This window comes from Rhodococcus sp. WS1 (genome assembly GCF_003797745.1).
Taxonomy (GTDB): Bacteria; Actinomycetota; Actinomycetes; order Mycobacteriales; family Mycobacteriaceae; genus Rhodococcus_F; species Rhodococcus_F erythropolis.
Genome location: NZ_RKLZ01000001.1, coordinates 2,466,654 through 2,480,194, shown reverse-complemented (window position 1 = coordinate 2,480,194; position 13,541 = coordinate 2,466,654). Strand labels below are relative to the sequence as shown.

The following is a 13,541-nucleotide window of genomic DNA, read 5'->3' as shown; positions in this document are numbered from 1 at the left end:
CCCATGGCAGACGTACTGGCCGGAAAAGTGGCCTTGGTGACCGGCGCGTCCTCAGGGCTGGGGCGCGCCGTCACCGAGATACTCCACAGCAGGGGCGCACAGGTTTTCGGTATCGCCCGCGACAAGGAGAAGCTGCGGCAGTCGATGGTCGAGGTGGTCGGCGCGGACGGTGAGCGTCGTTACGCGGCGACGGACGTCTCGGATTCTGCTCAGTGTGATGTGGCCGTGCAAGCGTGTGTCGACGCGCTCGGTGGTATCGACATCCTCGTCAACGTGGCGGGATCGCACTCGCTTCGTCATACGGCGGATATTGCGGATTCCGAATGGGCACATGACCTTGCGGTCAATCTGAACGGACCGTTCTTCCTTTCCCGAGCAGCACTGCCGCACTTGCTGGAACGGGGCGGCAACATCGTCAACGTCTCCTCGATCGCGGGGCTGGAAGGGCAGGCGTACTCGGCTGGATACTGCGCTGCCAAGCACGGACTCATTGGACTGACCCGAGCGATGGCGATGGAGTTCACCGGAAAATCTCTGCGTGTCAACGCAATCTGCCCCGGCGGCATGATGACTCCTCAAGTCACCGGATTCACCTTCCCCGACGGAGTCGACTTCGATCTCGTCATGAAGGTTGCGTCGCCGCGTGGCTTGATGGAAGCCGAGGACGTTGCGAAGATGGTGGCTTTCGTGGCCTCCGACGACGCCTCGGCGATACACGGGGCCGTCTACTCGGTCGACAACGGAAAAATGGCATGAACCCGTTGGTTTCGGGACCGATCTTCCAGATCTGCTGGGTGGTCGAGGACATCGAGGCTGCCGAACAGGAGTTCACTCGGCAGTGGGGAGTGGAGCGGTGGCTGCGTATGCCAGGCATCGTCTTTGGCCCCGAGACCACAACGTATCGCGGGGAGCCCGCGGACTATGTCGTGCACGTGTCGATCGGATATGCGGGCAGCCAACAGCTCGAGCTGATCCAACCTGTATCCGGACGCAACCTGTACACGGAATTCCTGGAGACTCACGGCGTCGGAGTTCATCACATGGCTTGGGTTCCAGACGATTACGAGGCGACGTTGCTCGAGGCCGAGCGTCGCGGAATGTCGGTGGCGCAACAAGGTCGGGTAGAGGGCGCCGGCATGGAGTTCTCCTACCTCGATGCCGGGCCATTGGGTGGATACGTCGAGTTGATGAAGCTCTCACCCGAGATCCGGTTGATGTTCGCTTCGCTCATTCCTGATTGACGGCAAACACTTTTGCGAAGTAGTCGGAAACGTTCTCCGGGTGACCACGGAATCCGAGGTAGCCGTCGGGGCGAATGACCAGCGCCGCCGTACCTTCGACCCCATACGCGGCGCATAGCTGCGAGTCGTTGTCCTCGATGATCGGCACCAACGAATCGACGGTCACGGTTCCCGGTGGCACTATCGCGTAGACGTCCAACATGCCGTGCGCTGATCGAATGGCGGCGTCGGCGACCTTCTCGAGGCTGTTGATGCTCTCTGCGGATCCGTCCGAAGTCAGCAGTAACGTGTGGTCGACTCCGGACAGCAAGTCGAACAACCGAATTGGATACTGCACACCGTCTCGGCGCATTCCGCGTGCATCGGGTGCACGCTCGCCCGGTTGAACGTGTGGACTCGAAGAATCACGCCCGGTGTTCAGCGGACTCTCCGAGTAGTCGATCAACAATTGAGCCTGGCGCCGCATTGCCGTGTCGATGGAAGACTCTCCCGAACCGATTCCTTCTCGAGCATTTCGGACGGTCATCCCGACGACTTCTTCACCGACCGGACGTCTTTCGGCATCGTAGGTCCCGAGAAGATCTGTTGTTGCAACGCCTTTCACGGCGAGCGCTACCTTCCATGCGAGATTGTGGGCGTCCTGGATGCCGGTGTTCATGCCCTGCGCTCCAGTCGGGGGATGGATGTGCGCGGCGTCGCCGGCGACAAAAACCCGTCCGCGACCGTAAGCGTCGACGATGCGGTGGCTGATGCGGAAGACCGAGGACCATCGCAGCATCGAGGCGGTTGTCGGTTCTGGGGACAGTCTGTCGAGCACAGCCTGGATGTGATGGAGTTCAGGTGTCTTGCCGGTTGAAAAACCGTGTTGTACAGAGGCTTTGTTCGACGATTCGTCCGGCATCAAATCGTCCGGAACGAGCATCGACATGCGGTACCGCTTGTGTCCGGGAAGTGGGATGCAGACGAGTAGGTCGTCGGTGGTTCCGTCGTCGGTGGTGTGGTTGGCGCGGACGGAGTAGCCGCTGGGGATCGACCAGTCGACTTCGACGTCACCGAGCATGTAGCTTTCCGCAAACGCGCCGCCCTCGAAGCTCAGGCCAAGCCCTTTGCGGACCACGCTGTGAGCGCCGTCGGAACCCACCAGATACTGGACATTCACGGTGCTGCCGTCGCTGAGTGTGCAGGTGACGGCGCCGTCGGATTGTTCGAATGCGGTGAGACCGACTCCGCGTTCAACGGTTGTCCCCAGCTCGGCGAGGCGCTCGGTGAGGATGCGCTCCGTCGAGTATTGGGGGAGGCAGAGAAACCAGTAAGGAACATCCTCGGGGAGGGTGAGGTCGACGCGGCCGACCTCGACGCCGTTCGTGTACATGATCTGACCGCGCATCAGTGTCGAGGCGTCGAGTGCCTGGCGGAGCACCCCCATGTTCTCGAAAAGTTCGAGAGTGCGTGGCTGAATCCCGACGGCTTTCGCGTATTGCCGCGGTTCGTCGAGGGGGTCGACTATTCGACAGGAGATGCCGCGTCTGCGCAGCTCGATCGCGGTGGTCAAACCGATCGGGCCGGCGCCCGCTACCAATACGTCGGTATCCATGAGGACCCACTCACGTCGGGGACAGTCGGTCATTTCAGTATGGGTAAGCGAACTTTTGTTTTGGGGAAATTGACCCAAATCGGACATTTTGGGGGTTTCCTGCATGGATCGAAGATCGTGGGAAGATCGCGAGGTGAGGGCAGACGAGTTGCATCATGAGCCGCCGGGGTACCGCTGCCCGTTCTGTCGCTACGCGCTCGGTGAGTTCGACGTGTGCAACGCGTCGACCGACCTCGTCGCCCGAACCGACAATGTAATTGCTCGGATTTCCCCGAAGTGGTGGCCGGACAACCCCGGCCACGTACTTGTGTCACCGATCGAACACTTCGAGAATCTCTACACTTTGCCCACGAGCGTCGGGCACTCGGTGTTCGACCTGGTTCAGGCTGTGGCTGTTGCAATTCGTGAAGAATACGGCTGTGACGGTGTCTCGACCAGGCAGCACAACGAACCGGCGGGCAACCAGGACGTCTGGCACCACCACGTCCACGTATTTCCGCGCTACGAGGACGACCACCTGTATTCCCGGCATGGCGAGGCGGCCTACGTTCCGCCTGAGGCGCGAGCGCCTTTCGGCGCACTTTTGCGCCCTCGATTCCTTGAACGCTGATCTGCCGCCATATCCTAGTGATGTACAAATCGGCATATTTGTAAAAGTTTTACCTTGAAATTCGTTGACAAAACACCATAATTTGTCCACTCTCTATACATAGATGTTGTTCGTGTCGCGGGTTGCCGCGCAGGACGCACTCACTGATCCGAACGAGAACTGGAGAATTCGATGGCGGCGTTGGTGTACACCGAGCCAGATGGTCGGCTCGCAACTTGGAGAGACCGGAAACGCTACTTGTGGCTGTTGGCGCTGATTCCGTCATCGGCAACTTTCATCGCAGTGGGGCTTGTTACCGCCACCGGATGGAATGTCTTCTGGTGGACCGGCCCATTGATTGCGTTTGCTCTCATTCCCGTCATCGACATTCTGGCGGGTGAGGACGGGAAGAATCCGCCCGACGAGGTGATCGACGAACTCGAGAACGACCGCTTCTACCGGTGGTGCACCTATGCCTATCTGCCGCTGCAGTACACGGCCTTCTTCCTGTCCTGCTACATCTGGGCGCGTTGGGATTTGAGTGTTCTCTCCAATATCGGACTCGCAGTGACGATCGGTGTGACGGCCGGAATCGGCATCAACACTGCCCATGAACTCGGGCACAAGAAGGAGAGCGTCGAGCGCTGGTTGTCCAAAATCGTTCTCGCGCAGAGCGCTTACGGCCACTTCTACCTCGAGCACAACCGTGGCCACCATGTTCGAGTGTCGACTCCGGATGATCCGGCGACCTCGCGCTTCGGTGAGACCCTCTACGGTTTCTGGCCGCGCAGCGTCGGCGGGGGATTGAAGTCGGCCTGGCATCTCGAGAAGACCCGTTTCGAGCGTCTGGGCACCACACACTGGAGCATCAAGAACGACGTGCTCAACGCCTGGCTCATGTCGGTAGTCCTGTTCGGTGTCGCGCTTGCAGTGTTCGGGATCGGCATTGCGCCGTACCTCGTGATCCAGGCCTTCATCGGGTTCTCGTTACTCGAAGCGATCAACTACCTCGAGCACTACGGACTCCTGCGTCAGAAAACCGCAAGCGGACGGTACGAGCGGTGCACGCCGGCGCACAGCTGGAACAGTGATCGCATCTGCACCAACGTCTTTCTCTATCACCTGCAGCGGCACAGCGATCATCATGCGAATCCGACACGTCGTTACCAGGCGCTTCGCAGCATGGAAGAGGCCCCTCAACTCCCGAGCGGCTACGCAAGCATGATCATGCTCGCCACCGTTCCACCCCTGTGGCGCAAGGTGATGGACCACCGCGTCCTCGAGCACTACCGAGGCGACATCACCCAGGTCAACATCGCGCCGAAGAAACGCGCCAAGATCCTCGCGGCCTACGGGGTGAACGCATGAACGCCTACATCTGCCCGATCTGCGACTACACGTACACCGACTCGACAGGTGCTGCGCGAGAAGGCTTTCCGCCCGGCACACCGTGGTCGAGCATTCCGGACGACTGGTGCTGCCCCGACTGCGGCGTCCGCGAGAAGGTCGACTTCACCCTCGTCGCGCAATCCTGATCGAAATACCCACCGGTGAAAGGAAAACCGATGTCCGAGACTGCCACTGCTTACAAATTGTTCCGCTGCCTCCAGTGCGGGTTCGAGTACGACGAAGCGATCGGCTGGCCCGACGACGGTATCGAGCCGGGTACTCGCTGGGACGAGATTCCCGAAGACTGGTCCTGCCCTGATTGTGGTGCTGCCAAAGTCGATTTCGAAATGGTGGAGGTGGACCGCTGATGACAGCGGTCAGTGAACCCGACACCCGGACCGTGGTGATCGTGGGCACGGGCATCGCCGGTTCCGGTGCTGCGCAGGCCCTACGCAAGGAAGGGTTCGGCGGCAGCATCATCCTGATCGGCTCCGAAGCGGAGGAGCCGTACCGACGTCCGGCGCTGTCGAAGGAACTACTGTCCGGGAAAGCGTCGATCGATCGGGTTCGGTTGCGACCGCCGACTTTCTGGACCGAGCAGGGTATCGACCTTCGGATCGGCGTGACTTCCACGAGTATCGACACAGATTCCCGCACAGTATGTTTAGTCGACGGGGACAGCATCGACTACGACGTTCTGATTCTTGCCACTGGTGGACGGCCCCGACGGTTGACCGCGGAAGATTCTGAGCGCGTTCACTATCTTCGGGATATCGCAGACATGCGACGCTTGCAATCCCAGCTGATCGAAGGATCCTCGCTATTGGTGGTCGGCGGTGGCTTGATCGGATCGGAGGTGGCGTCAACGGCACGCGACTTGGGTTGCAGTGTGCAGGTTCTCGAAGCGCAACCGCTGCCCCTGTCCAGACTGCTTCCACCGTCGATAGCGGAGAAGATCGCCGCGCTGCACAACTTGGCCGGCGTCGCCTTGCAGACGGGGGTCGACCTCGAGGCGCTGACGACAGGTGTCGACGGTGTCACCGCACGTGCGCGTGACGGGCGTGAGTGGACTGCGGACTTGGCCGTCGTCGCAATCGGATCCTTGCCCGATACCGATATGGCTGCTGCTGCGGGTATTGCGGTGGACAACGGGATTTCGGTAGACCGATACCTCCGGACCTCCGTCATTGATGTGTACGCGATCGGCGATGTGGCCAACGTGCCCAACGGTTTTCTCGGCGGCATGCACCGTGGTGAGCACTGGAACACTGCGCAGGACCACGCAGTTGCAGTTGCCAAGACCATCGTCGGGAAGGAAGAACCCTTCGAATCCGTCCCATGGAGTTGGTCGAACCAATTCGGCCGCAACATTCAAGTAGCGGGTTGGCCAGGCGCGGACGACACCGTGATTGTTCGAGGAGACTTGGACTCCTATGACTTCACTGCGATCTGCATGCGCGACGGAAATATCGTCGGTGCTGTGAGCGTGGGCCGGCCGAAGGACATTCGCGCCGTCCGAACCCTTATCGAACGCTCCCCGGACATCAGCGCCGACGTACTCGCCGATTCGAACAGGGATCTGACCGAACTTGCGGCGGGTCTTGTCGCCTCACCGGTGCTCTGAGTTCGTGACTTCTGTGGCTTGCGTGTCCACCGTTTTGACACCGAGCACGGGCGATGGAAATCTTCCCGATATGTCCACCGCTCGTGCCCGTGTCCCGTACCACGAGGCAGCTCGTCAACTCCTCCGTGCGTCAGCGCTCGACGCCACACGCGAACTCTTGACCGAGAAATCGTGGAACGACATCACCATGGCGCATATCGCGGAAGCTGCGGGTATGAGCCGGCAGACGTTGTACAAGGAGTTCACGTCCCGGCAGGGGTTGGCGTCCGGATACCTCATCCGTTTCGTCGACGAGTTCCTCGAAGAGGTGGAACGCGAAGTAGCGCTGCACCATTCGGACCCCCGAGGTGCGGTCTCGGCGGCCTTCCGTGCATTCTTCGACGCCGGTGCCCGGGATCCGATGGTGGTCAGTATTGTCGGTCCTCGTCCGCAACATGACCTGCTGAGCCTGGTCACCACCGACGGGACTCCACTGCTCGAACATGCGAGCGCGAGGTTGGCCGAGATCTTCATGACCAGTTGGGCGAACGTCGACCGCATCCATGCCGAGATGTTCGGCAGCACGATAGTGCGTCTGGCGATCAGTCACGTGACGTTGTCCTTCGGTACTCCAGATCAGATCGCCGAGAACCTGGGGGAGATGTTCGGGCCGTTCCTCGATCAGGTCATCGGTTCGGGCACAGTCGAACCGAACTGAGCCGACAGGATCGATACGGTTTCCGAGCTAGGACGGAAGTTCGATCGAGACTGATCGCCGTAGTTCTTTGGTGGGAAGTTTCGCCGATATGTGTGAATCCAAGTCCCGCTTCTCGGTAGCGTGCCGGACGTGCGTCGAGGTGCAGCCCGTGGGCGGCTCTCGTCAGATTCCGTCAACGGTGGAGGGTTTCGAAGATGAAGAGTCGCAATAAGTCTCGAGTGATGTCGACAGTTGCGCTAGTTGCAACATTTGTCATGGCCGGTGCAGGTGTGGCAATCGCCGACGAATCATCGTCAGGGTCTTCCGGCAGCGGATCGCTCGGTTCCTCCGGTGCGGCAGAGGTTGATCCGTTGACCTTCGACGGTTGGGGCACGTGCCCGATCGAGGATCTCGAGGTGACGACGTGCGCCAGCGTCGTAGTTCGCGGAGGGACCATGAAATTGGGCGCGCTTTCGGTGCCGATCCCGGACGGAAGTCTCAAGGTTGCGGGCGGCGTGAAATACGCGACCCAGCCGGACAACAGTTTCATCGAGACGTTCGTCGCCAAGCAGGACGGGTCCAACGGGGTCTATTCCAATCCGATTTCGGTACCCGGAGGTGCTCTCGGGATCGATACTCCGCTGGGACTGACTCAGATCAGCGCGACGGTGGAATCGGTGGGAGTCCCGGATCTGAAGGTTCTCGAGCAGGAACTCACCATGCCTGTTCGATTGAAACTGTCTAATCCGTTGCTCGGTGACGATTGCTACATCGGTTCGGTTTCGAATCCGATCAACCTTCACCTGACCACAACCGGAAACCCTCCGTCGGAACCTATCGGTGAGTTCCCCGGTGCAGTGTTCCCGGCAGTCCCACATTCGGATGCTGTGTTTGCGGCGCCGGGAGCCAGCGGATGTGGACCGCTCGGTGCGCTCAACTGGGCGGTGAATCTACGCGGGGGAGTGCCGGCGGCCAGCGGAAAGAACTCTCTCACCACGTCGAGCGACGTCTACGCGGTGGCCGCACGAAAGGTGCGACCGCCTGCCTGACGGACGCGCAGTCGCTGGAAAGTAAAACGAGGGCCGACCCGTGGTGGGTCGGCCCTCGTTCTACACAATCAGGTCAGCTGACCTCGGGATCACGCACCGTGATGGTGCCGTCCCTTACTGCGTCGGCGATGCTGTCGTGCAGTTTCGGGCAACCGTCCTTCAATGCCGTCGACTGCCCGGAAGCAATGGCCTCTTTGAAGGTGTGACAACGCAGCGCCGGGTCGGAAGTCCACTGAACACTGGTGTGCTTGTACGTGTTCTTGCGAACAAGTACGCAGGCACCGCATGCCTTGCAGTCGACTTCCTGCAGACCCGAGTCGAGGTATTCGTGCTTGTCCTCGATCGTCTGGGCAGCGATCGCCTCGAGTCGTTCCGTCTGCCCGGCAAAGTCCGGTGCCTTGGCCCAACGAGCCCACCGTGCGTCGGTTCCGATCGAGGCGCTCACGATTAGACCTCTGCTTCTTTCTTTGCCGCTTCTGCTGCAGCTTCCTTCTCGGCCTTCTGGCGTGCGAGGTTTTCCTCGACCTCGGCGTGCCAGGCCTCGTTTGCCTTGGTGGTGTCCACCTCGAACTCGAAGCGCTGCGTCATCTTCTCGGTGACGTCTGCCTTGTCCACGTAGAACTGCTCGTACCAGCGTCGTAGCTGGTAGACGGGGCCGTCTTCTTCGCAGAGGAGGGGATTCTCGATCTTGGTCTTGTTCTTCCAGATCGCGACGTCCTGTAGGAACCCCTCGCTGATGCCCTCGGTGAACTTGCCGGCCAACTTGTCGGCCATCTCGTCGGAGACACCCGTCGGCTTCTTGACTGTCACGCCCCACTGCAGCACGAACGAGTCCGGGCTGATCGGGTAGTGGCAGTTGATCAGAACACTCTCGACCTCGTATCCGCTGTAGCTGTTCCACAGGGGATTGACCATGTACGACGGTCCGTAATACGCAGCTTCGGAGCGAAGAAGCGTGTCGCCGCCGTACTGGGAGGCCATTCCGATGTCGGGACGGCCGGTGGTGTTGAGGTACTGAGTGGCGATCTCACCTTCGAAGACGTTCTTGAAGTACGTCGGGAAGGCGTAGTGGATGTAGTAGAAGTGCGCCATGTCGACCACGTTGTCGATGATCTCGCGGCAGTTGGACCCCTCGATGACCATGGAGTTCCAGGTCCAGTCGGTCCATTCGTCGCTGTACGCACCCTCGATACGAGGAATCACGATCTCCTCGGGCGGCGGATTGCCCTCGGGGTCGTTCCAGACGAAGAGCTGACCGTTCTGCTCGAGGGTCGTCCACGCGCGGGTACGTGCGAGCGGGGGCACGCGGCGGGCATAAGGAATGCCGGTGCACTTTCCGTTGCCGCCCCAGCGCCAGTCGTGGAAGGGGCAGGCGATGGAATCACCCTTGACCTCGCCTTGTGTGAGGTCACCGCCCATGTGACGGCAGTATCCGTCGAGAACTTTGATGTCGCCCTTGCTGTCGGCGAACACCACGAGCTTCGTACCGAAAGCCTCGATCGCGTGCGGTTTGCCGTCCTTGAAGGTCTTCAGTAGACCCAGGCAGTGCCAACCGCGGGCGAAACGCGTTTGCACCGTTCCGACGTCGATCTCGCGAATCTGCGCCATTGTGACCTCACATCCCTTCTAGCTGTTAGTAGAACACGTTATAGAACTCGATCCGGTTCCGCCAGATTTTGGGGGCACTTGTTACAGCATTGCGGCCACAAACGGGACCTTTGTCAGCGTCTCGACAGAAAAGAGAACGTGTTCTAGTCTCAAGTGTAAGTGAACCAACCGATCGAGGAAGACGGGAGCGTCGAAGTGGGTAACCATGACAGCCACGAGGTGATGCAGAGGCTCGACGCACTACTGCCGGCACTGCGCGAGCGCGCACAGGAGACCGAGGATCTGCGTCGTATCCCCGACGAGTCCATCAAGGGACTCCAGGAAACAGGCTTCTTCCGCTTGCTGCAGCCGAAGCAGTGGGGCGGATACGAAGCCGATCCGGTGCTGTTCTACTCCGCGGTCAAGAAGATCGCCAGCGCGTGCGGTTCCACAGGGTGGGTCTCCTCGATCATCGGGGTACACAACTGGCACCTCGCCCTCTTCTCTCAGCAGGCGCAGGAAGACGTGTGGGGCAACGACACTGACGTGCGCATCTCGTCCTCTTACGCTCCGATGGGTATGGGTGAAGTAGTCGAGGGCGGATACAAGGTCAACGGTGCGTGGGCGTGGTCCTCGGGTTGTGACCATGCCAGCTGGGCCGTTCTCGGTGGTCCGGTGTTCAAGGACGGCCGCGCAGTCGATTTCGTGAGCTACCTGATTCCTCGCGAGGACTACCAGATCGACGACGTGTGGAATGTGGTCGGCCTGCGTGGAACCGGCTCCAATACCGTTGTGGTCAAGGATGTTTTTGTTCCCACGCATCGCGTGCTGAGCTTCCGGGCGATGAGCGAACTGACCGCCCCCGGCCTCGAAAACAACACCGCGCCGGTCTACAAGATGCCGTGGGGAACCATTCACCCCACCACGATCTCGGCGCCGATCGTCGGAATGGCTTACGGCGCTTACGAAGCGCACGTCGAGCATCAAGGCAAGCGTGTTCGCGCTGCGTTCGCCGGCGAGAAGTCGAAGGACGATCCGTTCGCCAAGGTGCGTATCGCCGAGGCGTCCAGTGACATCGACGCCGCGTGGCGTCAGCTCTCCGGCAACGTCGCCGACGAGTACGCGTTGATCCTTGCAGGCGAAGAGGTTCCGATGGAACTGCGGCTGCGCGCTCGACGCGACCAGGTGCGCGCCACGGGCCGCGCGATCGCCTCGATCGACAAGCTTTTCGAGAACTCCGGTGCCACGGCGCTGCAGAACGGCACTCCGATTCAGCGTTTCTGGCGCGACGCCCACGCTGGTCGCGTCCACGCCGCGAACGATCCCGAACGCGCATACGTCATGTTCGGAACCGGCGAATTCGGTCTGCCGATCACCGACACGATGGTCTAGAGGAGGCTCAGTGACAACCACCGAAGAAGCTCTCACCTACGAGTCCACTTCGCGGTTCGCGCAAGTGCGCCCCGATCTGAAACTGCACTTCCACGAGGCAGGCGTCGGAAACGACAAGACCATCGTGCTGCTGCACGGCGGTGGCCCAGGCGCGTCGTCGTGGTCGAACTTCGCCCGCAACATTCCGGTGTTGGCGAAGAACTTTCACGTCATCGCCGTCGATCAGCCCGGTTACGGGCAGTCCGACAAGCCGACGGAGCATCCGCAGTACTTCGTGCACAGTGCGTCGGCGCTCAATGATCTTCTGGATACGCTCGAGATCACCGGTCGCGTTGATCTGCTGGGTAATTCGCTCGGTGGTGGCGCTGCTGTTCGTTTTGCACTCGACTACCCGGACCGTGCGGGTCGCCTCGTTCTGATGGGCCCCGGCGGTCTGAGTGTCAACCTGTTTGCGCCGGACCCCACCGAGGGCGTCAAGAACCTCGGGAAGTTCAGCTACCAGCCCACACGGGAGAACCTCGAAGCATTCTTGCGGATCATGGTCTTCGATCAGAAGCTGATCACGCCGGAACTCGTCGACGAACGCTTTGCTGCCGCCAGCACTCCCGAGTCGCTGGCTGCGGCCAAGGCGATGGGTAAGTCCTTCTCCAGCGGTGACTTCGAGCTTGGCATGCTCTGGCGCGAGGCGTACAAGCTTCGACAGCGTGTGTTGCTGATCTGGGGCCGTGAGGATCGGGTCAACCCCCTCGACGGCGCACTGGTTGCGCTCAAGATGATCCCGCGCGCGCAACTCCACGTCTTCGGCGGTTGCGGTCACTGGGCACAGCTCGAGAAGTTCGACGAATTCAACCGGCTCGCAACCGACTTCCTGCTCGACGGAGGTAAATGATGGGTATTCGATCTCTGGCGTACATGCGCATCGGGGCCACCGACATGGCTGCGTGGCGCGAATACGGACTCAAGATCCTCGGAATGATCGAGGGCAAGGGCGTCGACGCGGATTCACTGTATCTGCGTATGGACGACTTCCCGGCGCGTCTTGTCATCGTTCCGAACGACACGGACCGTCTGCTCGTCTCGGGCTGGGAAACCGCGAATGCGGCTGAGCTGCAGGATATCCGTGACAGGTTGTCGGCAGCCGGTGTTCCGTTCAAGGAAGGCACGGCGGAGCAGCTCAAGGACCGTCGCGTCGTCGAGATGATCGCGTTCGAGGACACCTCGGGCAACTCCCTCGAGGTGTTCCACGGAGCTGCTCTCGAACACCGCCGGATCGTGAGCCCGTACGGGCACAGGTTCGTGACGGGCGAGCAGGGCCTCGGCCACGTCGTGCTCACCACCGACGACGACGATGCTTCGCTGCGGTTCTACCGCGACGTACTCGGATTCAAGCTTCGCGACTCGATGCGTCTGCCTCCGCAGATGGTCGGCCGGCCCGCGGACGGCGACCCGGCGTGGCTGAGGTTCCTCGGCTGCAACCCGCGTCACCACAGCTTGGCGTTCCTGCCGTTGCCCAACCCGACGGGCATCGTGCACCTGATGCTCGAGGTGGAGAACTCCGACGACGTCGGACTGTGCCTCGACCGGGCACTGCGCAAGAAGGTCAAGATGTCGGCGACTCTCGGTCGCCACGTCAACGACGAGATGCTCTCGTTCTACATGAAGACTCCGGGCGGGTTCGACATCGAATTCGGTTGTGAGGGGCTAGAGGTCGAGGACGAAAACTGGATCGCGAGGGAAAGCACGGCCGTGAGCCTGTGGGGTCACGACTTCACGGTGGGAATGAAGCCGTGAGTTCGCCCGACGCGTCGGTGAGTGCGGAACAGGCCATCGATCCACGCCAGTTCCGCACGGTTCTCGGGCAATTCTGCACGGGTATCACCATCATCACGACAGTCGACGACGGTGAGCCGGTCGGGTTCGCGTGTCAGTCTTTCGCTGCCCTGTCACTCGACCCACCTTTGGTGTTGTTCTGCCCCACCAAGGGTTCTCGGTCGTGGGCGGCAATCGAGCGGACCGGGAAGTTCGCCGTCAACGTGTTGGCGGAGGAACAGCAGGCGGTGTGTGCTCGTTTCGGGTCGCGTGAGCCGGACAAGTTCGCGGGTATCGATTGGACGCCATCACCGTTGGGGTCACCGATCATCGACAAGTCGCTCGCCCACATCGACTGCACGGTGGAAACCGTCCACGACGGCGGTGATCACTACGTCGTCTTCGGACGTGTGTCGTCGATGAGTGAGATCAAGACCGAACGCCCGCTGCTCTTCTATCGCGGGCAGTACACGGGCATCGAGCCGGACAAGACTGTTCCGGCTACCTGGCGTGACGATCTGGAAGCGTTCCTGACGACCACGACAGAAGATACCTGGCTGTAGTGGCAACCCCGTGAGTGGTTAAGGAGTC

Annotated in this window: 16 protein-coding genes; 13 read left to right on the top strand and 3 right to left on the bottom strand. The window is 60.8% G+C overall.

Annotation, left to right across the window (positions count from 1 at the left end):
• Positions 1-3 precede the first annotated feature (3 nt).
• Both EEB12_RS11400 and EEB12_RS11395 read left to right on the top strand, forming a co-directional pair.
• Positions 4-756: an SDR family NAD(P)-dependent oxidoreductase gene (locus tag EEB12_RS11400; RefSeq protein ID WP_060938440.1), complete on the top strand. Its 753-nt coding sequence runs from the start codon at positions 4-6 to the stop codon at positions 754-756.
• The gene (locus EEB12_RS11395; RefSeq protein ID WP_141487779.1) at positions 753-1,241 is read left to right on the top strand and encodes a VOC family protein; all 489 of its coding nucleotides are present in this window, start codon (positions 753-755) and stop codon (positions 1,239-1,241) included. The genes EEB12_RS11400 and EEB12_RS11395 overlap by 4 nt, the downstream gene beginning before the upstream one ends.
• Here the strand turns inward: EEB12_RS11395 and EEB12_RS11390 are convergent.
• The gene (locus EEB12_RS11390; RefSeq protein ID WP_141487891.1) at positions 1,228-2,835 is read right to left on the bottom strand and encodes an FAD-dependent monooxygenase; all 1,608 of its coding nucleotides are present in this window, start codon (positions 2,833-2,835) and stop codon (positions 1,228-1,230) included. The genes EEB12_RS11395 and EEB12_RS11390 overlap by 14 nt on opposite strands.
• Before the next feature lie 103 nt (positions 2,836-2,938).
• On the opposite strand from EEB12_RS11390, the gene EEB12_RS11385 reads away from it, so the two are divergent.
• The 7 genes from EEB12_RS11385 to EEB12_RS11355 all read left to right on the top strand — a co-directional run bounded on the left by EEB12_RS11385 (position 2,939) and on the right by EEB12_RS11355 (position 8,162).
• Positions 2,939-3,445: an HIT family protein gene (locus EEB12_RS11385; RefSeq protein WP_258537477.1), complete on the top strand. Its 507-nt coding sequence runs from the start codon at positions 2,939-2,941 to the stop codon at positions 3,443-3,445.
• A gap of 171 nt (positions 3,446-3,616) precedes the next feature.
• Positions 3,617-4,792: an alkane 1-monooxygenase gene (locus EEB12_RS11380; RefSeq protein ID WP_019746899.1), complete on the top strand. Its 1,176-nt coding sequence runs from the start codon at positions 3,617-3,619 to the stop codon at positions 4,790-4,792.
• Positions 4,789-4,959, top strand: a complete 171-nt coding sequence (locus EEB12_RS11375; RefSeq protein WP_019746900.1) for a rubredoxin — start codon at positions 4,789-4,791, stop codon at positions 4,957-4,959. Before EEB12_RS11380 ends, EEB12_RS11375 begins: the two co-directional genes overlap by 4 nt.
• A 30-nt stretch (positions 4,960-4,989) precedes the next feature.
• The gene (locus EEB12_RS11370; RefSeq protein WP_007734094.1) at positions 4,990-5,181 is read left to right on the top strand and encodes a rubredoxin; all 192 of its coding nucleotides are present in this window, start codon (positions 4,990-4,992) and stop codon (positions 5,179-5,181) included.
• Positions 5,181-6,437, top strand: a complete 1,257-nt coding sequence (locus EEB12_RS11365) for an NAD(P)/FAD-dependent oxidoreductase (RefSeq protein ID WP_141487778.1) — start codon at positions 5,181-5,183, stop codon at positions 6,435-6,437. The genes EEB12_RS11370 and EEB12_RS11365 overlap by 1 nt, the downstream gene beginning before the upstream one ends.
• 70 nt (positions 6,438-6,507) lie before the next feature.
• Positions 6,508-7,134: a TetR/AcrR family transcriptional regulator gene (locus tag EEB12_RS11360; protein ID WP_020906152.1), complete on the top strand. Its 627-nt coding sequence runs from the start codon at positions 6,508-6,510 to the stop codon at positions 7,132-7,134.
• Between the two features lie 194 nt (positions 7,135-7,328).
• The gene (locus EEB12_RS11355) at positions 7,329-8,162 is read left to right on the top strand and encodes a hypothetical protein (RefSeq protein ID WP_031332836.1); all 834 of its coding nucleotides are present in this window, start codon (positions 7,329-7,331) and stop codon (positions 8,160-8,162) included.
• Positions 8,163-8,235: 73 nt separating this feature from the next.
• On the opposite strand, the gene EEB12_RS11350 is transcribed toward EEB12_RS11355, so the two are convergent.
• Positions 8,236-8,607 carry a hypothetical protein gene (locus tag EEB12_RS11350; RefSeq protein ID WP_007734099.1) on the bottom strand — a complete coding sequence of 124 codons (372 nt, stop codon included), beginning with the start codon at positions 8,605-8,607 and terminating at the stop codon, positions 8,236-8,238.
• Positions 8,608-8,609: 2 nt separating this feature from the next.
• The gene (locus tag EEB12_RS11345) at positions 8,610-9,770 is read right to left on the bottom strand and encodes a Rieske 2Fe-2S domain-containing protein (protein ID WP_003945847.1); all 1,161 of its coding nucleotides are present in this window, start codon (positions 9,768-9,770) and stop codon (positions 8,610-8,612) included.
• Positions 9,771-9,965: 195 nt separating this feature from the next.
• Here EEB12_RS11345 and hsaA point away from each other — a divergent pair, with 195 nt between their 5' ends.
• From hsaA to hsaB, 4 genes are read left to right on the top strand one after another with little or no spacing between them, the layout of a single operon-like run.
• Complete coding sequence (hsaA, locus tag EEB12_RS11340; RefSeq protein WP_029537542.1) at positions 9,966-11,141, top strand: 3-hydroxy-9,10-secoandrosta-1,3,5(10)-triene-9,17-dione monooxygenase oxygenase subunit; 1,176 nt, start codon at positions 9,966-9,968, stop codon at positions 11,139-11,141.
• Positions 11,142-11,151: 10 nt separating this feature from the next.
• Entirely contained in the window at positions 11,152-12,030 is an 879-nt protein-coding gene (hsaD, locus tag EEB12_RS11335) for a 4,5:9,10-diseco-3-hydroxy-5,9,17-trioxoandrosta-1(10),2-diene-4-oate hydrolase (protein ID WP_019746906.1), read from the top strand.
• On the top strand, positions 12,030-12,932 hold the full coding sequence (hsaC, locus tag EEB12_RS11330) for an iron-dependent extradiol dioxygenase HsaC (protein ID WP_020906158.1): 903 nt from the start codon (positions 12,030-12,032) through the stop codon (positions 12,930-12,932). Before hsaD ends, hsaC begins: the two co-directional genes overlap by 1 nt.
• Positions 12,929-13,513, top strand: a complete 585-nt coding sequence (gene hsaB, locus EEB12_RS11325; RefSeq protein ID WP_003945677.1) for a 3-hydroxy-9,10-secoandrosta-1,3,5(10)-triene-9,17-dione monooxygenase reductase subunit — start codon at positions 12,929-12,931, stop codon at positions 13,511-13,513. Before hsaC ends, hsaB begins: the two co-directional genes overlap by 4 nt.
• The last annotated feature ends 28 nt before the right edge of the window (positions 13,514-13,541 follow it).

Excerpts from the sequence above, each read along its gene's own strand:
- EEB12_RS11370 (WP_007734094.1), top strand. The coding sequence starts at position 4,990 with ATGTCCGAGACTGCCACTGCTTACAAATTGTTCCGCTGCCTCCAGTGC.
- hsaC (WP_020906158.1), top strand. The coding sequence starts at position 12,030 with ATGGGTATTCGATCTCTGGCGTACATGCGCATCGGGGCCACCGACATG.
- EEB12_RS11345 (WP_003945847.1), bottom strand. The coding sequence starts at position 9,770 with ATGGCGCAGATTCGCGAGATCGACGTCGGAACGGTGCAAACGCGTTTC.
- EEB12_RS11400 (WP_060938440.1), top strand. The coding sequence starts at position 4 with ATGGCAGACGTACTGGCCGGAAAAGTGGCCTTGGTGACCGGCGCGTCC.
- EEB12_RS11380 (WP_019746899.1), top strand. The coding sequence starts at position 3,617 with ATGGCGGCGTTGGTGTACACCGAGCCAGATGGTCGGCTCGCAACTTGG.
- EEB12_RS11360 (WP_020906152.1), top strand. The coding sequence starts at position 6,508 with ATGTCCACCGCTCGTGCCCGTGTCCCGTACCACGAGGCAGCTCGTCAA.
- EEB12_RS11385 (WP_258537477.1), top strand. The coding sequence starts at position 2,939 with ATGGATCGAAGATCGTGGGAAGATCGCGAGGTGAGGGCAGACGAGTTG.
- EEB12_RS11395 (WP_141487779.1), top strand. The coding sequence starts at position 753 with ATGAACCCGTTGGTTTCGGGACCGATCTTCCAGATCTGCTGGGTGGTC.
- EEB12_RS11375 (WP_019746900.1), top strand. The coding sequence starts at position 4,789 with ATGAACGCCTACATCTGCCCGATCTGCGACTACACGTACACCGACTCG.
- EEB12_RS11355 (WP_031332836.1), top strand. The coding sequence starts at position 7,329 with ATGAAGAGTCGCAATAAGTCTCGAGTGATGTCGACAGTTGCGCTAGTT.
- EEB12_RS11390 (WP_141487891.1), bottom strand. The coding sequence starts at position 2,835 with ATGGATACCGACGTATTGGTAGCGGGCGCCGGCCCGATCGGTTTGACC.
- EEB12_RS11365 (WP_141487778.1), top strand. The coding sequence starts at position 5,181 with ATGACAGCGGTCAGTGAACCCGACACCCGGACCGTGGTGATCGTGGGC.